15 protein-coding genes are annotated in these 22,832 nt (G+C 47.2%); 3 read left to right on the top strand and 12 right to left on the bottom strand.

All coding sequences use genetic code 11. The features are described from left to right. Positions 1 to 3: 3 nt before the first annotated feature. From SFV55_RS11460 to SFV55_RS11445, 4 genes are all read right to left on the bottom strand, one after another. A complete protein-coding gene (locus SFV55_RS11460) occupies positions 4 to 1,086 on the bottom strand; it encodes a DUF3179 domain-containing protein (protein ID WP_320029639.1) in 1,083 nt (360 codons plus the stop codon). Further along, the gene (locus SFV55_RS11455; protein ID WP_320029638.1) at positions 1,076 to 2,029 is read right to left on the bottom strand and encodes a transporter; all 954 of its coding nucleotides are present in this window, start codon (positions 2,027 to 2,029) and stop codon (positions 1,076 to 1,078) included. The genes SFV55_RS11460 and SFV55_RS11455 overlap by 11 nt, the downstream gene beginning before the upstream one ends. A 134-nt stretch (positions 2,030 to 2,163) precedes the next feature. Further along, positions 2,164 to 3,348, bottom strand: a complete 1,185-nt coding sequence (locus SFV55_RS11450; RefSeq protein ID WP_320029637.1) for a sigma-54 dependent transcriptional regulator — start codon at positions 3,346 to 3,348, stop codon at positions 2,164 to 2,166. Positions 3,349 to 3,536: 188 nt separating this feature from the next. Then, positions 3,537 to 4,007 carry a ribonuclease H-like YkuK family protein gene (locus tag SFV55_RS11445; protein WP_320029636.1) on the bottom strand — a complete coding sequence of 157 codons (471 nt, stop codon included), beginning with the start codon at positions 4,005 to 4,007 and terminating at the stop codon, positions 3,537 to 3,539. Positions 4,008 to 4,201: 194 nt separating this feature from the next. Between SFV55_RS11445 and SFV55_RS11440 the strand changes: the two genes are divergently transcribed. Beyond that, the gene (locus SFV55_RS11440; RefSeq protein WP_320029635.1) at positions 4,202 to 4,642 is read left to right on the top strand and encodes a gamma-glutamylcyclotransferase family protein; all 441 of its coding nucleotides are present in this window, start codon (positions 4,202 to 4,204) and stop codon (positions 4,640 to 4,642) included. 84 nt (positions 4,643 to 4,726) lie between these two features. Here the strand turns inward: SFV55_RS11440 and SFV55_RS11435 are convergent, their stop codons facing one another. The 5 genes from SFV55_RS11435 to SFV55_RS11415 all read right to left on the bottom strand — a co-directional run bounded on the left by SFV55_RS11435 (position 4,727) and on the right by SFV55_RS11415 (position 15,207). After that, positions 4,727 to 6,289, bottom strand: coding sequence for a SusD/RagB family nutrient-binding outer membrane lipoprotein (locus SFV55_RS11435; protein WP_320029634.1), 1,563 nt, complete (start codon positions 6,287 to 6,289; stop codon positions 4,727 to 4,729). A 72-nt stretch (positions 6,290 to 6,361) separates the two neighbouring features. Further along, entirely contained in the window at positions 6,362 to 9,610 is a 3,249-nt protein-coding gene (locus SFV55_RS11430) for a SusC/RagA family TonB-linked outer membrane protein (protein WP_320029633.1), read from the bottom strand. A gap of 347 nt (positions 9,611 to 9,957) precedes the next feature. Next, on the bottom strand, positions 9,958 to 12,015 hold the full coding sequence (locus SFV55_RS11425; protein ID WP_320029632.1) for a plastocyanin/azurin family copper-binding protein: 2,058 nt from the start codon (positions 12,013 to 12,015) through the stop codon (positions 9,958 to 9,960). Between the two features lie 28 nt (positions 12,016 to 12,043). Further along, positions 12,044 to 13,885, bottom strand: coding sequence for a DUF1080 domain-containing protein (locus tag SFV55_RS11420; protein ID WP_320029631.1), 1,842 nt, complete (start codon positions 13,883 to 13,885; stop codon positions 12,044 to 12,046). Positions 13,886 to 13,971: 86 nt separating this feature from the next. After that, on the bottom strand, positions 13,972 to 15,207 hold the full coding sequence (locus tag SFV55_RS11415; RefSeq protein ID WP_320029630.1) for a NupC/NupG family nucleoside CNT transporter: 1,236 nt from the start codon (positions 15,205 to 15,207) through the stop codon (positions 13,972 to 13,974). A gap of 241 nt (positions 15,208 to 15,448) precedes the next feature. On the opposite strand from SFV55_RS11415, the gene SFV55_RS11410 reads away from it, so the two are divergent. Beyond that, complete coding sequence (locus SFV55_RS11410) at positions 15,449 to 15,919, top strand: hypothetical protein (RefSeq protein WP_320029629.1); 471 nt, start codon at positions 15,449 to 15,451, stop codon at positions 15,917 to 15,919. 191 nt (positions 15,920 to 16,110) lie between these two features. On the opposite strand, the gene SFV55_RS11405 is transcribed toward SFV55_RS11410, so the two are convergent. Genes SFV55_RS11405 through SFV55_RS11395 form a run of 3 tightly spaced genes read right to left on the bottom strand, consistent with a single transcriptional unit; the run spans position 16,111 to position 21,208 of the window. Further along, positions 16,111 to 17,700: an amidohydrolase gene (locus SFV55_RS11405; RefSeq protein WP_320029628.1), complete on the bottom strand. Its 1,590-nt coding sequence runs from the start codon at positions 17,698 to 17,700 to the stop codon at positions 16,111 to 16,113. Between the two features lie 11 nt (positions 17,701 to 17,711). Continuing rightward, on the bottom strand, positions 17,712 to 18,791 hold the full coding sequence (locus SFV55_RS11400; protein WP_320029627.1) for a DUF4249 domain-containing protein: 1,080 nt from the start codon (positions 18,789 to 18,791) through the stop codon (positions 17,712 to 17,714). A gap of 8 nt (positions 18,792 to 18,799) precedes the next feature. Beyond that, positions 18,800 to 21,208: a TonB-dependent receptor gene (locus SFV55_RS11395; RefSeq protein ID WP_320029626.1), complete on the bottom strand. Its 2,409-nt coding sequence runs from the start codon at positions 21,206 to 21,208 to the stop codon at positions 18,800 to 18,802. A gap of 325 nt (positions 21,209 to 21,533) precedes the next feature. On the opposite strand from SFV55_RS11395, the gene SFV55_RS11390 reads away from it, so the two are divergent. After that, positions 21,534 to 22,772, top strand: coding sequence for a serine hydrolase domain-containing protein (locus SFV55_RS11390; RefSeq protein WP_320029625.1), 1,239 nt, complete (start codon positions 21,534 to 21,536; stop codon positions 22,770 to 22,772). Positions 22,773 to 22,832 lie beyond the last annotated feature (60 nt).

Here is a 22,832-nt window from a genome sequence, read left to right as displayed (position 1 = left end):
GCATTAAAGATCCAAATCTGGGTAAAACGCAGCCCACGCAAACCAATAACCCATCATAAAATCGGGTTTTTTTAACAGCGCATCTTTATTCGGTCCTTCCACTACCTGACCAAAGATGTCATAAAAATTATTGTTGGCATCTTTCATCACGATGGGTAATCGATCTTGGACGGGTTCAAACTTATTGCCCTTTGGAAAGTATGCACACATAAAATTGAACTCATTGCTCCCGATCACAATGGTAGGTTCTCCACCAACAGTTCGCACTGCCAAACCTATCCCTTTTAGTGGAAAAATTTTGAAAGGAACAACCTTCACATCACCTTGGTGAATGATTCCAAGCAGGCGTTCTTTTTTCGGGAAACGATTGTCACTTGAATTGTCCGCTGGAAAAATCAATCTTTCCTGATTTACTTTAAAATCACCGTAGGGATAGGTTCCATATGGTCTGGTTCGGCCTTTACCCCCAGTTAGTATTTTAAAATTTGGATACATTTTTTGCCAGGTAGAAGCAGTGGTTTCTATCAATGTAATGGTTTTGGGAGTCTTCCCAATTAAGCGCCCATTTACGCATTGCAGCTTGATCTGAGACCAAATGCTTTCCGTACTACGATCATAAGGCATCAAGTTAGAGTTGTAGAGCAAACCTGATACGCCAAAGGTGGTTTTTACCCCTTCCACTTTCCTATTCCAGCCAATACCTGTACCCGTCAATGGGCAATAATTGATGGCTACACTCAAGGTATCCAGGTCATCGTTCACAATTTCGTGCCAGTCTAGAATGGGGACTGGGTAAGCCCTGATTTCATTTTGTTGTTTGATCATCAGCACAAAATCACCAGCCCCCATGAATCCAAGGCTTTCAAAAGACTGGGTGCCAAAAATGGGCTCATCGATGGACGGGATTCCATCGATTCCTGGGCCACCATCAAGTACTTGATTTTTGGGGACCAACCATTCAGGGGTACCATTACTAGCGCCTGGGTTGGGCATAATGGGCTCAGATTTGGGGCTACAAGCCTGAATCAGGCTCAAGACCATGCAAAAAAGTAAACCTTTAATGGCTGAGTACTGCTTAAAACTCATCTTTTTTAAATTTGATTTCACCTAAATAAGTTAAGTTGAACTGATAATGCGATGAAAGTTGAACCCCTTGTAAATGGGTATAGAATGGAATTTCCAAACCGAGTTGTAATTGCGTAGCGGGGTTGAAGGCCAAACCAAGGTTAAGCCGCGCATAAAGCCATTCCCCACCAGTGTTGGGCAACTCATTTTGGTTCTGTTGATCGGCAGTGGTATAGCGGTAGCGCAACCCCAACGCTAGAGGCCAGATCTGCTTCAAAGCAAAAATATTTCGGCTAAATCCTGCGATTGCCTGTAGGTCTTGCCCAAAACGATAATTCTGACTACCCAAATACCTCCGATTTTCACCTCTCCAGGTATAAATAGAGTTGAAAAAAAAGAGAAGGCCCGGCTGTTTGGCAAAAGGCAGATTTAATGCATTCCGAAAAATAAAATCAAAAGCCCCGGAGCCAGGTTGCATGTCGTTGATCAAAAGAAGGCCCCGGTCATTGGTTTCTGAAAAACTGCCAAGAGGTAGCCTGAGGCCCAAGCTGCTCGTCCAGTTTACTTTTTCCGTATTCAACCAATCATAGGACATCAATATAGCTGGGTCGCCTAACCCTAAACTGATTTCTCGATCATTGGTATTGCTTAAGGTTTGAATGTTGCGTGATTGGCGGACGAAAGGCACAAATAATTCAGTTGCAAAGCGGCGTTGCCACTGGTAACTCGCTCTGATTAAATAAGACTGCGTACTGCGTTTGCGGTTGTTGTTGTCTAAAATATTGCGCGCATTGTAGAGCCGGGTGATTTGGTTATAATCGTATCCAATCCCGAATTGGAGTTGTTTTTTTTCTCCGCTGGGAAACCCAATATTAGCAGACACGGGTACCCCACCCGAGCAACAGGTTTGAGCGATTACACTGCCGGGGAATAATAAAAAGCAAAAAAAATGAAATAAACTCATACCTAAGTGTGGTGGTTGATGAGCTCAAAAGTAATACACACAATTAATTGAAGATCAATTCAATGTTTGAATTGCCTGGCCAGAGACAGCTTTGGATTTCATGAAAAAAAGTTAATAACTACGTTCTTTAATTCCTAAGTTAAAACCGGCGCACTCAACGGTGCCACATACCTTCCCACATCTTCCGCACTGATTTCCTGCCCTCCCAAAATCACCAAGCGTTCCACCACATTCCGCAATTCCCGGATGTTCCCGGTCCAATTCAGGGCTTGTAATTGGGTGATCGCTTCCTCGCTGATGGTTTTGATAGGGCTGCCATACTCTGTACAAACGAGGTTGAGGAAATGCTCGACCAGGAGTGGAATGTCTTCGCGGCGGTCATTGAGCGAGGGTACATCAATGACGATTACAGCCAGGCGGTGGTAAAGGTCTTCGCGGAAATTGCCCAGGGCGATCTCCTTGCGCAGGTCCTTGTTGGTAGCGGCTACTACGCGAACATTGACCGGAATTTCTTTTTCCCCTCCCACCCGGGTAACGCGGTTTTCTTGCAGGGCGCGCAGCACCTTAGCCTGGGCAGACAGGCTCATGTCGCCAATTTCATCCAAAAACAGGGTGCCGTTGTTGGCTTGTTCAAATTTGCCCAACTTTTGTTTGTGCGCTGAGGTAAAAGAGCCTTTCTCGTGGCCGAATAGCTCACTTTCGATGAGTTCTGAGGGGATGGCAGCGCAGTTGACCTCCACGATGGGGCCAGAGGCACGGTGGCTAAGTTCGTGCATCCAACGTGCCACGAGTTCCTTGCCCGTACCATTGGGTCCGGTAACCAAAACACGAGCCTCGGTAGGCGCTACTCTTTGGATGGTATCTTTGATGAATTGAATGCGTTCGGAGTTGCCAATGATGTCTTGCACCTGGCGGCCCGCTACTTTGCGGCGCAAGGTTTTGGTTTCGGTGACCAGGTTGGACTTATCGAGGGCATTGCGCAGGGTGATGAGCAAGCGGTTGAGATCGGGTGGTTTGCTGATGAAGTCGAAAGCGCCCCGTTTGACTGCTTCTACGGCGGTGTCGATTGTGGCGTGACCAGAGATCATGATCACTGGTGTATCGGGCATCAGTTCTTGCACCCTTTCGAGGGTTTCCATACCGTCCAGGTTGGGCATTTTGATGTCCATGAGGATGGCGTCGTAGTTTTGCTCTTTGAGCTTGGCCAGGCAGTCCAGCCCATCGACTGCTTCGCTGACCTTGAATTTTTCAAATTCAAGGATCTCGCGTAAAGCCCGGCGGATGCTGGCCTCGTCGTCTACAATCAGTATTTGGGTCATTAGTGAGCTACTGGTTTTTGATCAAAAACGTTTTCAATAGCTCTATACGGATTGTGGAGGAAAAGGTTACAATGGGGAGGGAAAAAAGTTGAGAAGTTGAGGAGTTGAGGAGTTGAGGAGTTTAGGGGAATCCAGTGTCTAAGTCACTGCTGTAGCCTAAACTCCTCAACCTCTCAACTCCTCAACTTTCACGCTACTTTATCCGCGCAACTCGAACTTGCGAAAGCGTCCGGTTTGGCTTTGAACACAAAGCCCATCGACAGAATGTAGCCCATTGCCTCTTTCAAGGCAGTATTGGATTCGAAAAGCGGATCGGTGTTGATGTCCGCGTGTACTTCCAGCGCTACATCGTACTTGTCCAGCAAGTCGCAGAGCGCGTAAGCCACTTCAATCGATTTGGAAACTTCAAAAATCATCCGCTCGCGTAAGCTCATTTTGCGGTTTTCGCGGCTGTTTTGAATGAACATGAAACCGCCTTTTTTTTCCCGCAGGAAAACAATTACCGTTGCATACTCTACTGAACCGCCGCGTACTTGAGAATCGGAACCGATGCACACTTTAAGTTTGTGGCCCAATTCTTTTTCCCGGATGATCGTTTTTTCAACGGCATCCTTGATGGGAAGTTCGATTCGTTGACCATCAAATTTACGCCAACTCATGGTTTGTTGTTTTATTGGGTAATTTAGTAAATCATTGTGTGACAAATGGATTTATGCCAAAACTTAATTCTTGCTTTACGCAGAATTAACAAATCATTTTGACCAAAGGTTACAGCTAAAGCAGGATTTAAGGTAGATTGGTTCCCAGCCTCTTATCTTTTTTTCTTTATTTTGCAGATTCAATTAAAAAATCAATGGAAGCGCAGCTTTTTGTCTATGGAACCTTGATGATCGGGGTGGAGTCCAGAATGGCTGGTTTGTTGAAACGCAACAGCACTTGGTTGGGATCAGCGTACATATCGGGCGAGTTGTACGACCTGGGGCGTTACCCTGGTGCACAATGGATTCCCGGGCACTCAAATAAGGTTTATGGGCAGGTTTTTTTATTGGAAGACCCTGATTTCTTAATGCCTTATTTGGATGAATACGAAGGCATTGATCCCCAGTTTCCAGAAGCAGGAGAGTATGTGCGCAAACTGGTGACCGCGGTATTGGAAGACCATGGACAAACGGTTGATGCCTGGCTATACCACTATAATTTTCCTACGGATCAACTGGTGCGTATTGAATCGGGGCGGTATCTGGATTATTACCGACAAAAGCCCGCTCATTTGGAGTTTATTCGGACAGGTTAAATAAACAAAAAACGCCGCAGGCAAAAGGCCTACGGCGTTGGTATATTCAATGGTATGATAAGGTCTTAGGGATTTTTTATAGGCTTATTGGATGATCCACATTTTGCCAAAGAGGTCGTCATTGGTGAAACTCTGACGAGCAACTGCTGCTTCTACGTTGGCCTTGTTGGTGTTGTATTCTGCGTTAGGGTACTTATAACGAAGTGGAATTTTACCCTGGTTGCCAATCCCTACACCAGTCAAGAAAGCGGGGATACCCGTACGGCGCCAGTTGTAATAAGCTTGCAAACCAGAGCTTTGGGCCATGGCCAAGTAGTTCTGCTTCAGGATTTGAGCCAAACCTTCAGCGTTGTTGCCTGCATACTTTACCTTTGGCTGAGCCAAATAGGCAGCGAAATCAACGTTAATTGTGTAGGTGTTGAATTCACCCAATTTCGCACCTGACTTTTGGAAGTCGACATTGTTGGCACCAGCTTTCAAACCGTAAAAATCCATAGATGCTTGGATGCCTTTTTTGTACCAATCTTCCGCAACGCCAGTAGCCCAACCGCGGTTTAAACCTTCCGCAATGTTGAAACACATTTCCTGATAACCTACCTGAGTGACTGGCTCGCCAGTGTAAGTAACATAGTAACGCTTGCGGCTGATCAGTGAATATTCACCTTTTTGAGCCTTAGTCGCCATGTCGTCCAGGTTCTCGCCGGTGCTGGCACCTTCAAATGCGTCGAATGAAGTAGGGCTTACTCCAGCCTTCACTTTGGCTTCAGCGGGCTCAGCGACGAGGAACAAACGAGGATCCTGGAATTCTTTCAACAGGTCAATGTACAATTTGGAAGTGTTTTCACGCAAAGCGTCAAAACCATAGTTATTCGGGTTCTTGCGGTAATAGAAGTTGGGAATAGACCCACTTGGAATGAATACCAGGTTGTCAGAATTTCCGGTAAAAATTGGAAACTTCGTAGGATTGCCCAAAACTTCAGCAAAACGAGCCTTTACTTTTAAATCAGCGTCAGCCTCTTTTTTGCTCAAACTAATCAATACGCGCAATTTGAAGCTATTGACCAACTTTTGCCACTTAGTCAAATCTCCACCGTAGAACCAGTCGCCATCGGCTTTTTGGCCACCTTTGGCGATCAAAGAAGCCAAATCGTTGTTTGCTTCGTCCAACCAGTTCAATACTTGTACATAAATTTCTTTCTGTGTATTGTACTTAGGCGCCTGGATGTCCAAACCTTGCAGGGCTTTGCTCAAAGGCAGGTCACCCAGCTTTTGGGTCATGTTTACGAAATGGTAAGCACGGAAAAATTTACCCAGTGCAGAGTATGGGTTAACTGCCGCAGCACCTGCTTTCAGGGCTTCTTCTTCCATTTTGATCACGTTCTTCAAACGGGTGTAATCCGTAGAAGCAGGGCCAGACCAATATTCATTGGTTCCGTAATAGTTGTAGTTGATGCACCAGTATTGGTTGTAGCGCTGTTCCAAGGTCCAGGCGTTTTCCCACAGGTTGTTCAATACGCCATTCAGGATCAAGTTGGCAGGTGAACCAGTGGCGCGGTTTGGATCGACGTCCAGGTCTTCAAAATTGCAGCTGCTGAACACCATAGTGATTGCAAGCGCTGCTATCGCGAAAATTTTATTGAATTTCATTGCTTTTATTTTTTGGATGATTCGGGTGTAGAGACGCGATGCATCGCGTCTCTACGGGATCGAATCTGGAATTTAGAACGTAAAGTTGAGGTTTACCCCGTAACGCTTGGTTGTAGGTGTATCGAAGTCGGAAGAGCCCTGACGACCGATGTAACGGTTCAAGTCGAGGTCATTCTTCTCAGCGAAGTACAGCAAGTTACGAGCTACCAAAGAGACCGTCATCTGGTTGAAGAAGCTCTTGGATTTCAGCGGAACGTTGTAGGTCAGGGTTACTTCACGCAGGTTGGCGAAAGATCGGCTCATCAGGTTGAGCTCGTTTTCCTGATAGTAACGGCTGATGTAATCTTGTAAGAAAGTTTTGGTGTCGTTGGGTTTGAAAGTCAACTCGTTGTAGTTGGTGATGTTACCATTGATATCCGTTTTAATGGTACCACTAGCTACCTGAACACCTTCGCCCAACCAGGTCTTGTTACCTTTGGTATCTTCCAAACGAGCAATACCCATGGCACCTTGAGTGGTTTCGATGTGACGACCACCCCGGAACAACTGGCGCTGCAGGTAGTTGGCAATTACCCCACCCTGACGACCGTCAAACTGAACCTGCAAGGTCCAATTTTTGTAAGAGAAGCGGTTGATGAAACTCCATACGAAGTTTGGATCAAGATAACCCAGGAATTTTTGGGCGCTGGAGTTCACGGTGCTCAAACGGATTGGGCGACCACCGGCATCGTTGATGATTTGGCCATCCTGAGTGAAGAGGTAACCGTTAGACCAGAATTCATCTACACGACGACCTACCTGCTGGGAGAATTGATCCAGCCGGGTCACGTTTTCACCGTTTTCAGTGTAAAACTCTTCATAACGCTCACGCAAAGTAGAGAAGTTGATCATCGGCATCCACTTCAAACCGTTGCTGTTTTTGAATGGATCGGCACTAACCATGATCTCTACCCCTTTGCGGCGGGTAACGATACCGTTAACCAACTGAGCGGTGTAACCGGTAGCTTCGGAGATTGGACGAGCAAAAGTACGTGGACCTTCCTTGATGTTGAAGTAAGTAGCTTCGACATTGATTTTGTTTCTGAACAAAGCGAAGTCAATACCCAATTCCAATTCGGTGCGAGAGTTACGCTTCAGGTTTTTGTTGCCCAATTGATTGGTGTAATAAGCGGCAGGAACGTTGTTGTAAGACAAGCTGGTAGCGTATACTTCTGCGTTGGCATAGCTAGGCCCGTTGTATACAGAAGCATAAGAATCTCCGTAACCCAATGGGTTTGAACCCGTGGTGCCACCATTAGCTGGGCCAATGGTACCTTGAGTCAAACCATCTTTAACGTTGGCATAAGCACCGCGCAATTTCAACATCGACACAGGGCCGAGCTTAACGTATTCGGTAACGATAGAGTTCAAACCTACAGATGGGTAATAGAAAGTTTGGTTTTCAGCAGGCAAAGTAGAAATGCGGTCAACCCGGCCAGTATGGCTGAGGGTCAGGTATTTGTTCAGGGTAACGTCAGTGGAGTAAAACCCAGACATAACCAACATGTTGGAATTGAAGCTGAACGCCCGTACCGGGTTTGCAGAGTTGGAAAAGGAGTATACCCCAGGAGTGATCAGGTAATCGGTAGATGCATAATTGGAATTGTACCCAAAAGTACGGACGGTACCACCTGCCAAGGCATTTATACGGATGTTGCTGATGTTCTTGCTGAAGTCCAAGAGAACATCGGTGTTGTTTTCAAACAAAGAACGACGATCTTCACGATAATCACCTCTGCGCTCGTCGCGACCATAAGAACCAGCCGAATAAGGCATCTTTTCAGTACGGATGATATCGTAGCTGTTGATACCGTTACGGGCGATCAATTTCAGGTCAGGTGTAATTTTGTAAGACAAAGACACATAACCGTAGGCATTGTTGTTTCTGTGGCCACGCAGCCAGTAGTTCGACATCAACCAAGGGTTGTTGTAACGCTGGTACTCGGCATAAATCTGCTGGATACCTTCTTTGCCTTCCTGCCATACTTGCTTCATATCATCAATGTCCCAGTCGGCACCCGCCCAGGTAGAGATGTTGTAAATGATGGAGTTAGGACCGTAGTTGGTATCGTTGATGTTGTCGGTGTATTGGCGGTTAAAGTTGATGTTCGCTTCGAAACGTAGACGGCTGGTGAAGTTGTAACCGATGTTGGCGTTGAAGTTGGTGATGTTGATGTTGGTATTGGGAACAATACCAGTTTGGTTGGTATGGCCCAAAGAGAAACGCAAATCCGAACGATCCGTTGAGCTGGAAACCGCTACGCTGTTGTTGAACAACAAACCTGGGCGCAGGAAGCGAGTCAGGTTGTCCTTTCCACGAGGAATCCAAGGAGTAGGAATCCGTTTGCCGGTTACTGGGTCAATCGGGCTGTCGTATTGTGGCAACAAACGGCCATCGAGTGGAGGTCCCCATACGTCGTAGTCGTTGTCGTTTTTACCACCACCTCTACCGTCTACAAACTCGTAGATACCGTGGTCGCCAGGGCCATACAGATCTTGCGTTTTAGGCAAAGAGTTGAAACCATTCTCCAATTGGGTCGTAGAGTTGAATTCTACTGAGAAACCACGAGGGTTTTTAGACCCACGTTTGGTGGTGATCAGGATTGCGCCGTTGCGGCCACGGAAACCGTAGATGGCAGAAGCAGTTGCTCCCTTTAGTACTGTAAAGTTGTCGATATCATCAGTGTTGATGTTCCAGGTATCAGAGTTGATCGGAACCCCATCAACTACATACAAAAGATCGCCACTACCACGCAATACCACGTTTGGGCGGCGCAACATTTCACTGTTCAAACCTACAGTCAGACCTGCAACTTTACCAACCAGACCTGCCACGTTGTTGGGCTCACGGGCTTTGATCAGTTCAGCTCCTTTTACAGATTGCTGGGAGGAAGTCAAAAAGCGACGCTCTTTGGTTTGACCCAAACCGGTTACGGTAATTTCGGACAAACCAATCACATCGGCTTCCAGGGCCAACTCCAAATTGCTGATTGAGCTAACGTCTACCTCCTTAGTGGCATAACCAGTGTAGGAAATGACCAGTGTTTTTTCATCTTCAGCAAGAACCAGGCTGAACTTTCCTTCAATGTCGGTTACGGTACCTTTGACGGTGTTTTTTACAGACACGGAAGCGCCGATTAGTGCTTCACCTGATTTTTGGTCGGTCAGGGTTCCGGTGAGTGTGCGCTGGGCATTGACTTGTAGCGTAAGCATTAAGCCAAATAGCAGACAAAAACTGCGCAAAGCCATGAGCAAGCCTTGCTTTGGTAAACTTAATTTCATAGGTTTAACTGATTAGATTAATCAATCTAGAATGTTAGGGCTATGTTGGTTGCCGCCAGCATAGCCTTTTTAGTCGGTGAATTGAATACACAAAAGTCCAGATTGTGAGTGACTTAGATGGGAAATTGAAATTAAGTTTAGTTGAAGCTTTTGTAAAATGGGCGACAATGGAAGCCGCCATGGATAGCCCATGAAAATCAAGGTTTTTTACTAATATTCAATTTTGTCGATGTAGGTAGAGGCTTAAATATTTAACCTAAATTTTTTATAGAAGATACTTTTTAGTAACATTTATTTCAATTTACAGCAGTCAGCCTATTGGTTGGCTAACTGCTGTAAGCTAAATGTTAAGGCAATACCCTTAAAATGCCCTGCATCACCAAATAATGTCCAGGATAGGTACACACAAATTGGTAATCGCCTGGCTTGCTGGGTGCTACAAAATAGATCGTCTCCGTGGTGCCCGGTTCCAAAATTTTGGTATTGGCAAGCACCTCGGTCAGGTTAGGCACATAATGTAATTCTGGCCCTTTGAGGCCCAAAGCCATCCCTTTTTCACCCACTTTATTTGCCATTCCGGGAGTAGTGACCACCAGATTGTGCTGCATGTCATCGTTGTTATTGAACACCAGTTTGACTTTGCTGCCTGCTTTTACGGTCAAGAGATCCAGGTCAAATTTCAGTCCAGGCTTGGTGCCGAGTGAAAGCACCTGATCGGGCTGTCCCCAACTTGCGGGCTGCTCATTCAGGTTTTTGCTCAGAGCTCCGGCCGGGCTGCTGGTTTTGTGTTCTTTTTTCCCTTTTTTTGCTTTGGCCGCGGGCAACTCCGGAGTCTTCATGGCCATGTGGTCATGGTTCATGGGAGCTGGCGTTGCTACGGCCACGACCTTTTGATCTGCACTCAGGCTAGCTTTTTCACCCACTGGAATGTTGTTCATGGTGTAATACGCAAAATCGTGGAGCAGGGGAGTGCCATCCGCCGCTTTGAAGTTTTTCAATTTCACTTCGTGGATGTAACCCTCGCGGAGGCTGTCCAACACCACCCTTACTTTTAAACCATCTTCCGAAATGATCAGGCCGCGCAAAGGGCAATTGCCTTGATTGATGATGGGACTGCCGTATTGGTGCTGGTACTTATAATTAAAGGAGGTAAAACCATAATTGGCAGCAGTTTTGGCCAAGGTTTTATCCACTGGAAGGGTGAACTCAATTTCAAAACCATCGGGCCGCGCACTGATGTTTTTCATCTCAAACGGTGTTTTACCCGACCAGACCAGGCGCTGCAATGCATATTCGGCCTTACCCGTACTGGCCCAACCCCTACTGGTCATGCCACCCCACATGGAAGCATCGGTACCCCAGCGCAAGCGCAGCAGGCCTGAAGCCCACCCTTCGCGGAAAGGGTAACAAGCGCCCTGGTATTTGCCGTTCACCCGCTCGAGGGTCATGCGCATGACCTTGGAATGACCCTGATCGGCTACAAAGTATTGGCCACTGAAAGGCCCAAAGGCTCCGCCCGTATTGTCTTCAATAATGTCTGAGGTCGAAATGCCCATGAGGGTATGTGGAAACCACACGCAAGGCAATTTCATTTCTTTGATGCTTTTGGCGGCTTCGTACATAGGTCGTCCGTCGTCCACTTTGGCCAGATCTGCTTTGGTCAAGCGAAGGGGAGATTCGGGTTCTTTGGTCCAGTTCAAACCACCGGCATTGCCCGCAAAGTCGCCTTTTTCCAAATGGGTTACTCGGCCGGAGCCTACCCAGTCGCCCTGGTTTTCTGCATAAAAAACTTCATCTTTGCTATTGACCCAAAAACCGGCGGGTGAGCGCAAACCAGTGGCAATCGGCTCCATTTTTCCATCAGGTTTGATTTTGAGCAACCAACCGTGCCATTTGCCCAAACCATCGCCATACCCCACCCAGGCCACATTGAGCGTAACGTACATGTCGCCATTGCTGTCGAATACCGGGCCGTAAGCGTACTCGTGGTAGTTGCCACTGAGGTTGAAGCGATAGATGGGTTCAAACACATCGGCGCGGCCGTCGCCGTCGGTATCGGTCATTTTGGTCAACTCTCCACGTTGGGTGCAGTACAGAGAGCCGTCTTTGTAGGCCAGACCCAACACCTCGTGCAAGCCTTCGGCATACAACTCGTAGTGGGGCTGGGTGCCATTGATCATGTAGGGGTTTTCAATGACCCAGATTTGGCCCCGTCGGGTAGCAACCGCCAAACGACCGTCGGCCATAGGGGCCAGGCCACCTACCTCCAGTTTGATGTCTTCGGGAATGGCTACGGTTTTGAGGAAATAATAATCCTTTTCCGTGAGAGCTTTGCCGGATTGAGCCAAAATGCTCAAACCACTGAGTATACAAAGCGTGGATAAAAATATTTTGATGGATTGCATTGTCATAGATTTTAACTGGCTAAAACTTTTAAAAAATCAGGGTGGAAGCTACTTTAAGTTCAACTTGACTGGACTCAAAAATCAACTCTTGCAGGCCCTGGTTGCTGACAATTTTGCAATTGCCAGGGTCATTTACGCGCAGGTAATAGTGTTGTCCATCGATGGCGTATAAGCCGTTGCCAATAATGCTGATGCTATTGCCCTGGGCCAGGCGGTAACTGAATTTTTTTCCCGTCGGATTTTTGACTACAGTCACTCTTTCCAATCCAGGGCTATTGGCAGGTCTAAAACTTTCACTGAAGCTAATGCCCTTGTATTGGTAGTTAAAAGTGGGATATCGATCAGTAGATAGTTGATACCCTCGGTATTTCAGGTCATTTTGATCCAAGGTATCTGTCAAACCATCCAGTGCCAGGGGACAACGTCCGGGCAATACTTGCCCTACCCCCATTGCCGAAGCTGTTTGGGGTTCCCCGCGCTCGTGCCACATGTCGGTGGCATTGGCAAAATCGCCACGCCAGACTTGCAACAAAGCTGCCTGATCAAGATCATAAGCATAGTGGGTGCCTTTGGGATCGCCGACCAGGATGACCTGGGTTTTTTTCTTTTTGACATGTTGGAAAAAACAACGCAACAGGCTTGGCTCCTGTTTGGGTTCTACTTCAATCAGTGGTGCAGGTGGTGGGTCTGGTAAGGAGTTGCGGGTATGAAATGCGATGGGTTTGCCATTGGTTCTTTGCAAACTCAATCCGGCAGCAGTTGGCCACCAACTGAAATTTTTCAAATAACTGACCTGAAAACTGTGCTCTCCGACGCTCAGGTTAGTGGTGGCAATGGAGGGGTCTCCGACCCATTTCCAGGAACTGGGCAAAACCTCTTTGCCATCGACACTCAATTTGGCCGTGCCATAACGCTGGAGAATCCACTGGTAATTGCCAGCCTCTTTGATGTCAATTTTGCCATTAAAAACCAGCGCCATTTTATTGACGTTGTCGGCCAGGGTGTAATCGATGGCCGCTGCCTTACCTTCACGGGTTACTTTAGCGGTAGCGAGGGCCTCAAAGTTTTCAAATTGGCCTTCGTAATATTGGTAAGTCAAGTCCTTGATGGGTGCTTCAAATTCGTTCAACAAAGCGTACTTGATGTTGCGGAAAGCAACAGGGCCATGGTCGCCCTGAATGCGGAAAGGTGCTTTGGCTACTTCCTCGGTCGAAGTGGCACCGCGGGTTACGCCCAACAAGATCACGTTTTCGTGGATGGTGATGCCGTTCAGCATGATTTTACTAAAAACAGCTGGCTTGATCTTGCGCCCCTGGGCATCAAATTGTGGAGCTTGAAAATGGACTTGTAATTTTTGCCACAGCCCTGGGGCCAGTGCGGCATTAACCCTTGGAGCATGCCCTTCGTAATTGGTCTGAGTTGCTTCAATCCAACGGGGATAAATGGCACCCGCGTCCTGGTATTTGGGCCGGGCAACTCCCCAGGAGTCGTAAAGCTGGATTTCGTAACGGCTTTGCAGGTAGATGCCGGAGTTGGAGCCTTGGGGCAACATGAACTCTAGCTCGAGGTACATGTCACCGTGCTCCAGTTGGCTGTAGAGGTCTGCTTCGGGTTTGTAACGAAACTTGTCGCTGAAATTATCGAAGAGAACTCCATTGCCAGGTTTGGAACTCAGCAGTTTATTTTCGGGACTCCCGCTGGTTTCCCCCACAATTTGCCAACAGGCCGCAGGAGAACGAAAACCAGAGAGGTCGTTGAGGGACAGGTTGCTCAGTTCATAAAAATTACTTTGAGCCTGAACGCTTAGTCCGAAAAGGAAAAAGAGAAATTGCAGGGCAATTCCGCAATGTTTTGGTTTGTAAATAGTCATTGATCTAATGTTTATATATCACAAAGGCGCTAAGGCCCGGTTTGGTTGGTGTCTTAGCGCCTTTGTGCCGAAATGGTATTGTACCCCTAAAACAACAAGCCAGCAATTGTCGCTGACATGTAACTAGCCAAAGTACCACAAATGAGTGCTTTGAAGCCAAGTTTCGCCAGATCAGCCCGGCGCTCCGGTGCCAACTGTCCAATGCCCCCCACCTGAATGGCGATGGAGCTGAAATTGGCAAAACCACACAGCGCAAAACTGGTTATGGCGATGGTTTTTGGCTCCAGATAATGTTTCATTTTGATCAAATCGAGGTAGGCTACAAATTCGTTGACCACCAATTTGGTGCCCATCAGCGAGCCCGCGGCGGTCAGGTCTTTGACCGGAACTCCCATGGCCCAGGCAAAAACGAAGAAAATTTTACCCATGATCAAGTTAAAACTCAGTTCAATACCTGCCAAGGAACCAATTTTACCCAAAAACAGGTCCAACAAGGCGATCAAGGCAATGAAACCGATCAACATGGCGATCACATTCAAACCTACCCGCAAGCCATCTCCAGCTCCTCCTGCAATGGCGTCCACGAGGTTCACGTAGGCTTTTTCGACTTTGAGTTTTACGGTGCCTTGTGTTTCAGGTTCTTCGGTTTCAGGGTAAACGATTTTTGAAATCACTAAAGCCCCAGGTGCTGCCATGATACTGGCCGCCAACAAGTACTCCGCCGGAACGCCCAGGGCAATGTAGGTGGCCATCACCCCACCAGCGATACAGGCAAAACTACCGGTCATGGAGGCCATAAGTTCCGAATTGGTCATACTTTTGAGATAGGGTTTGATCATGATCTGTGCTTCTACCTGACCCACAAAAGTACTGGCAACGTTGGATATTGCTTCCGCACCACTCACGCCCAGCAACCATTTCATTCCCACTGCCATGACCGAAACAATGCGTTGCATCAGGCCAATATGGTATAAAATATTTACCAAAACGGCCACAAAAATAATGGTGGGAATAACCTTGAAGAAAAAGATGAAACTGTTTGCTGGTCCCAATACTTCATCCAACAACCCTTTATTCACCAGAGGGCCGAAGACAAAATCGGCACCTTTGTCGGCCATTTCCAAAAGCCGTTGAATTTTGGCTCCCAACCAGGCAAAGGTACTTTTGCCTACACTGGTTTTTAGGATAAACAAGGCCAGGCCAAACTGCAACAACAACCCTACGCCAACTGTACGATAATTGATTGCTTTCCGGTTGTTGGAAAGCAAAAACGCAATCCCCAGAATCAGAACTATTCCAATCAGTCCAATAAACCGCTCCATAAATAGCTTTTAGTTAGAGCAGAAAGGTAATGTATTGTTCTGGAAATTTGGATACTGCCCAGGTTTTTTTGGCTTTTCAACTTCAAATTCGGTCTAATTCCGGGTAGGCCCTGATGAGTTCTTTTAAAATATGAATCGTTAAAGCAACGTTTAATGAATGAATGAAAGCCAACTGACATAAAAAACTACTGGAAGCGTGTTTTATTAGGTTCCAGCTTATGTAGCTTTCAAATGTACACTCATGCGATCACGACTGTTACTGCTCTTGTTGCTTTTGGGCATTTATACCTCAGTTTTAGCTCAATTGATGCCCAGGTCCCCAGTTCCAGCCCCGTCTGCTCCGGCTCCAGCACCTAAAACCAGCACTCAGGTTCAATTCATACAAATGGAAATGGGCGACACCATTTACCTATTGAAAAAATATTTCCTTTGTTTGTTGCGAAGGGGCCCCGTCCGCAATTTGAGCCAAAAAGAAACGGAAACCCTGAGCCGATTCCACCAGGATCACCTCAAATGGCTGGGGGACACCAAAAAACTATGTATGGCCGGCCTGATGGAAGGAGAAGGTGATATGCGCGAAATGCTTATTTTGTCAGCAGCGTCGCAAGTGGAGGCGGAACACCTGATCTGGCAGGACCCGGCGGTACGGGCTGGCAGGTTTACGGTGGAGGTGTTGCCGTGGTGGGGACCGGTGGGGAGTAAGTTGTGGTGAAATAGATTTAAAGCGAGTTGATTATCAATCAATTGAGGTTTTTTGAGTTACGAGTTCAGAATACATGACTTACGATTTTTGAAGTGAGCTACCGCAGCAACTTAGACATAACCATGGCCTAAGTCGCTGCGGTAGCCTACTTCAAAACTCGAAAATCATGTATTCTTCACTCTTAACTCAAAGAACACTAATTACTTCCTCACCACCGGATATTTAATCCCCAACTGCTCCAGATAACTCCCGTACTTCTTCTCATCATAATAGAACTTCTCCAACTTCGGACGGAATTCCTCCATGATCTCAGTATTCAGGTGCACGGCTGGTTTGTCCGTTGGATTCACCATAGGGATGTACTGCTGTTTCATACCTTGTTCGGTACGGAAATATTCCCAGGCTTTGGTGATCAACTCTGGTTTGAGCAACAGATCCAGCAAGGTCATCGCTTCCGCTTTGGCACCAGCTACTACCCCTTTGTGTGCAATGGGGGTAGCCATTGCCACGGCGTTGGCCCAATGGTGCCCGGGCAAACCCGGAATGTTGGATGGGTACCCCAGCGTAATGGTAGGCAACTTCCAGGAAATGTCCCCAATGTCATCCGAGCCTCCGCTGACCGGATTGCGTACAGGCAGGCCCAAAGTATCCAGTTTGCTGGGCAAACCATTGGTGTCGCGCGGTGATTTTACTTCTTTTTGAATGGCTCGGGCCAGGGTTTGGTCTGCCTCCGACCAGCTGGGTAAACCTACCTTTTTGATGTTTTCGTACATCGCTTCAGCCATTACTTGGTTGAAGTGGCGGGGCCAGGCCGAGCCCAGTACCCGCGAGGTCAGCTTGGTATCGGTCATCAACGCGGCGCCCTCGGCAATGCGGTTGGCGCGTTTGTACAAGTCCATGATTTGCGGGTAGGTGATGTGCCGGAAATAAAACCAGATGCTCGCTTTGGAAGGCACCACATTGGGTTGGTCGCCACCATTTTTGATGACATGGTGTGAACGTTGCAGGGGGTCCAGGTGCTCACGGGAGTACTGCCAACCTATACTCATCAGCTCTACCGCATCCAACGCGCTCCGACCACGCCAGGGGGCCATTGCAGCATGGGCGGCTTCGCCTTCAAATTCGTATTCCACCGACACCAAACCAGTACCAGGTGCCTGCCCATAGGACACACCCAGGTTGTTGCTTACGTGGGTGAAAATACAGGCGTCCACCTTGTCGAAGTATCCATCCCGGGTGAAAAAGGCTTTGGTGCCCACTAATTCTTCCGCAACCCCGGGCCAAAGAACCAGGGTTCCCTGAATTTTTTCCCGCGCCATAATTTCCTTGACGGTAATGGCCGCGATGATGTTGAGCGGAATCCCCGAATTGTGCCCTTCGCCGTGTCCGGGGGCTCCTTCTACGATGGGATCGTGGTAAGCAACGCCAGGCTTCTGTGAGGCTTTGGGGATACAATCCAAATCGCTCCCAATGGCTATCACGGGTTTTCCGCTACCCCATCTGGCCATCCAGGCAGTGGGTACGCCGGAAATACCGGATTCGATGCTAAACCCGTTTTCGCGCAAAATACCTGTGAGGTACTTCGAGGTTTCCACTTCCTGGAAACCCAACTCGGCAAAGCTAAACACTTTGTCAACCATGACCTGAGCCAATTTGGCGCGGCTCTGCACTTTTTCAGCCACTTCTTTTTTGAGGGCTTCAATTTTTTCAGCGGTCAATTTGGATGTTTGGGCCAAGGCTCCACTCACCAAGACCAGGGTGAGGAGCAATGTGTTCACTGTTTTTTTCATACTAATCCGGTTTATTTCGTCCAGAATTTTGGTTTGATTTTGGTTCGAAAAGCACTTTCAATACAAGGTGCACAGATCAGTGGATTGGCAGTCACTGGATAAGGAGCACAGTTCGTAATTGCAGGTACAGTAGATTGGGTTCGTTCAATGAAGAAGCCATTTTCGCTAATGGCACTGGCTTCAAACAAACCGAAGGCTTCTTCTTCAGGATTGCTCGTGCATTTGACATTGCCCCGAATGGCTGCTGGCGCCGCATCAAAAAGGCTACCATTATTGGAGGAGAGTTGATCCACCGCACGCCAATAGTTGTATGCTTCACGGGAAATCACCCGCTGTTGGATCTCAATGTAATAATCCCGATTGCAATAAGGGACGTTGGTAATGGGCTGGCGGGTTATTTTTTTTCCATTGACCAAGGCATCCGATAAAACATTGGCGCAGTTGCGGTAACAACGAACGATGTCCCAGCAAGGCTCACAACAAGTAAGGCCAACCAGGGTCTCTGCCCCGCCACCGTAAGGAACCCCTTCAAATTGTCGGCAATACACCAATTGTTCGTAGTGTACCCAACTCCAGCGGTAATAATCGCCTTTATTGGGTGAGTCTTCAGTGTCCAATAAGATGTTATAACCAATAATGGGATTACCCAATTTAGCGTCTTCCAGTTGGATAGGTTCTGGGTATACTTTGGTGATTGGAGCAATTGGCCGGATTGTTTCTGGATTGGACTCATACTTGCGTTGATCCGAAGTCAAAATGTGCAATACATAGGTTTTACCAACTTCACCAACAAATTCGCGGTTTGCGGGCAAATACCAGCCCCGGTTTTTAGCGTCTTCAACATAATCTTGTCGTTGACCTGCATCATCCAGCACCCATACCTTCGCAGCGGTTACTGGATAGTTGAGTGCGCGGGTATCATACCTGGCCAGGCGGGTGAGGCGCACCTCTTGTAAACCTTTTACTGTAGTCAAACTGGCTGCTACCACCATTCCATCGTCACGATCAGGTACATCCAGATCAACTGCTTGGATACAGGAAAACAGGCTTAGCCCCAAAAACAACAGCAACAGGCAATTCTGCAATTTCATGAGTTGGTTTAAAATTTAAAATTGTAAGTAAGAGATGGAAAAGCAGAGCCAAAAATGGCCAATTTATTGGCATTGGTTTGTTGGCGCTGGTTGAGGGCAAAATAAATCGAGTAAGCATTTTTACGACCGTACAAGTTGTATACCGACAATACCCAGGTGCCTTTCCACTTGCGGATGCGGTTGGGATTAGGTTCAACGATCAAGGCCAAATCCAGGCGGTGGTAATCAGGGATACGTTGCAAATTCCGATTGGGAAAAAGTGGCACTGTATTGCCTGCTGCAATAAAACGACCATAAGGGTAGGTCGCCGGGCGACCCGTACTGTAGGTAAAATTGGCAGATAGAGTGACATTGATGGCCGTCCGGTAGTTCATCATCACATTCAGGGTATGCGGCTTGTCGTAGTTGGCCGGATACCAAGCACCAGTGTAATTGTGGATGGACTCGTAGCGAGGATCTACTTTAATCTGAGTACGGGCATAGGTATAGGTTACCCAACCCGTCAAAAATCCATTGTTTTTCCGCGCCATCAATTCCATCCCATAAGCCTTGCCCTCCCCCTGGATGATTTCCTGTTCCAGGTTTTTAGAGAAAATCAGATCCGCCAGGTCCCGGTAATCTGGGAAATTCTGGGATTTGCGGTAGTACAACTCTGCCGAGGTTTCCCAACGATTGTCCTGTAGGTTTTTGAAAAACCCTAGCGAGACCTGATCCGCAATTTGTGGCAAAATATTCAGGTCGCTGCTGCCCCAACGCGCCGTAGGCAAAGCCGCAGTGGTGTTGGAAATCAACTGCACATATTGGCGCATCCGATTGTAACTAGCCTTGATGGAGGTATTGTCATTTAGGCTGTAGCGCATCGAAAGCCTGGGTTCAATACCGCCGTAGGATTTGGATACATTGCCACTGGAAAAGACCTGCGTTTCCTCTACATTCTCGTCTATACGGATCGACTCGGGTGCATAGCGGTACACCGTATCTGCTCCAAGCCGTTGAAAAAAGGAATACCGCAAGCCCGCAATGATTGAAAACTGGGTGCTGAGTTTCCATTCATTTTCCAGGTAGGCTGCGGATTCACGCGCCAATTCTTGTTGGATGTCAATGGCCAAAATATTGGAATATGGCCCTGGTACAAGCCGATTGGGATCGATTTGATAATTGGTGCTTTCCAGGCCAAAAGAGAGATTGTTTTTTTCTCCTGTACGTACATAGCGCGCTTTGAGCGCCTGCAAACGGATGCCAGAACTCAGGTCGAAGGCAATGCTGGAATCGGGTACGGCCGTGTTGGCTTTGTATATGCTCTGTACCCCGGTAAGGGTAAGGGAGGCATTTTTACTCATGAACCAGTTGAAGCGCAAGGTTTGGTTGTAGGTCCGGTATTCGTAGCGCGACGAACTGGCATTCACGTTTACTGTATTTAAAGAATCGGAAGGCAGCTTAAAGGCATCAAAACTATTGTAGGAAGTATAAGACAAGCGGGTTTTTTCACTTGGTTTGAACAAAATTTTCCCTGTAAGGTCATAAAAATTTGCCACGGTGCCCTGAATATTCTCCGGGCCAAGTTTGAATAAAAAATCATTGAAAGAACCCCGGCCAGAAATCAGGACCGCCAGCCGGTTTTTGATCAAAGGCATTTCTAAGCCCAAACGATTGGATATCAACCCAACACCACCGTAAAAACTGCTTTTTTCCAGGTCTGGATCTTTCAATTTGACATCCAGAACTGAGGAGGTGCGCCCCCCGTACTCTGCGGAAACACCACCCCGCGATAGGGTTACATCCCGTACCGCATCAGGGTTAAATATGGAAAAAAAACCAAAAAGGTGTGAGCTGTTGAATACCGGGGCATCATCCATAAGTACCAGGTTTTGGTCGATGCTGCCTCCACGCACATTTAATCCGGTTGCACCTTCCCCAACTGTACTAACACCCGGCAACATTTGCAAACTGCGCACTACGTCAATTTCTCCCATGAAAGCCGGAATCTTTCGAATGCTGCGAATGCTGAGTTGGGCTACTCCCGTTTCTGCACTACGTACGTTTTCTTCAGGTTTACTACTGATAACCGTAACTTCTTCCAAAAACTTGGCGTCCTTGCTCAACTTAACATCCATGATGACGTTTTTGTCCACCTGAATCGGGATTACCTTGGCAGCATAACCCAAATAACTGATGCGGAGCGTAAAATTTCCAGGGGTAGTAGGAATGCCATAAAAGCCTTTTTTATCGGTGTAGGTTCCAGCCCGACTTTCATTCAAAAATACAGCAGCACCACTGATGGGTTCTTGTGTAATGGAGTCAATGACGTTGCCATAAATGGTAAATGCTTGGGTTTTTCCTGCTTCTTGAGCGTGTAAAGGAGAACAAAACAGGGCAATAAAACCAAGTAAAAACGATGTTGCGAATTTGCGACTCATGTAGTTGGTTGTAATCAATGTGCGCTTTAAAATAGTTGCTAATCTTGGAACAGCCAAACGAATGAGCTTTTGAGTCGGTAATTTGGCAAAAAAAACAGACTAAATGACAATATCCGTAGGTACAAGACGTTTAACTTAGTTTTTAAAAAAATCACAAGCTAAGTGTAACTTTTTACTTTTTTCGGCATTATGGAAAGGAAAATAAAGAGCGCGAAAAGTAAAAGACAGGCTATTCCGTTAAAAAAGCATTAAATAACTAGGTCCCTAAAACCTCACTGCCCTTTTTTGTTTTTTAATTCCATGAACACCAAAAAATTAAAAGATTATGCGATGGAGTGGTAAAACGCTATTGGCGTTGGTGGCAATGTTGGCAGTACCTTATTTTTGGCCAAAGAATGAACTAGCCGAAAAACGTGAGTTGAAATATTTGCCAGAAAACCTGGAGAATCCTCACTTGCGCGAGGTCGTCAACAATTTTGACCAGTTTTTTAAAAAAGCCATGGAAGGTTCACGTACACCCGGTGCTGCCGTGGTGATCGTGAAAGATACCTCCATTTTGTACATGCGGGGATTTGGGGTCAAAAATTCACGGGTGCGCGACTCCGTTGATGTCAATACGGTATTCCGAATCGGTTCATTGTCCAAAGGTTTTGCTGGCGTTTTAAGCGGAATGCTGGTTGAAGATGGGCAATTTGCCTGGAACGATCGAGTAAAAAAGCATTACCCCGAATTTAAACTCTCCACGCCTGACCATACCGAAAACGCGACCATTACCCACCTGCTTTCCCATACTACCGGGATGCCTTACCACACTTATTCTGATTTGGTAGAAAGTGATTGGACCCTGGACAATATTGCCGCCCGCCTTTACCGGGTGCGCCCCGCAGCGCCCCTCGGTAAGTTGTACAATTACCAAAACGTTGTGTTCAGTTTGATTGAGGAGGTAATGTACAATACGACCCAAAAAACATACCAGGAGCTTGTACAAGAACGAATTTTCAAACCTGCAGGCATGGTTTCTTCTTCCATCTCCTATCGGGACATGATCAAGACCAAGGACAAATCCTTCCCCCATGACAACCTGGGCGGACGGATGGACATTACCAAAAAATACTACAACACCGCAGCAGCCGGAGGCATCAATGCAAGTATTTCCGATATGGGCAAATGGTTGCAAGTTTTGATGGGCAATCGCCCGGATATTGTCAGCAAAGCTACCTTGGATCATGTGTTTACCCCAATCATTACAACCAGCAATGAGCGGCGGGTATTCCCACACTGGGCGCCCATGCGCGATGCTTATTACGCCTTGGGCTGGAGGGTATTGGATTGTGGAGCAGACACCCTCATCTATCATGGTGGCTACGTGAATGGTTACCGGAGCGAGCTCGCTTTTGACCGCAAAGAAAAAATCGGCATCTGTATCCTGTTCAATAACCCAAGCCCAATTGCCAGCACTTGTGTGCCATCCTTTTTCGATTTCTACCGCTTTCGCGCCGATGACATCAAAGAGTGGGAAAGTGTAGGGAAATTTAAATCTGCTTTGAGTTACCAAAGCCGGTGATGTTGAGGAGTTGAGGCTACCGCAGCGATTTTGACAAGATCAATGTCTAAGCCTCTGCGG

It is taken from the genome of Haliscomenobacter sp., assembly GCF_033763495.1.
Classification (GTDB): domain Bacteria; phylum Bacteroidota; class Bacteroidia; order Chitinophagales; family Saprospiraceae; genus Haliscomenobacter.
The sequence above is the reverse complement of the archived record's forward strand: the minus strand, read 5'-3'. Positions and strand labels throughout refer to the sequence as shown.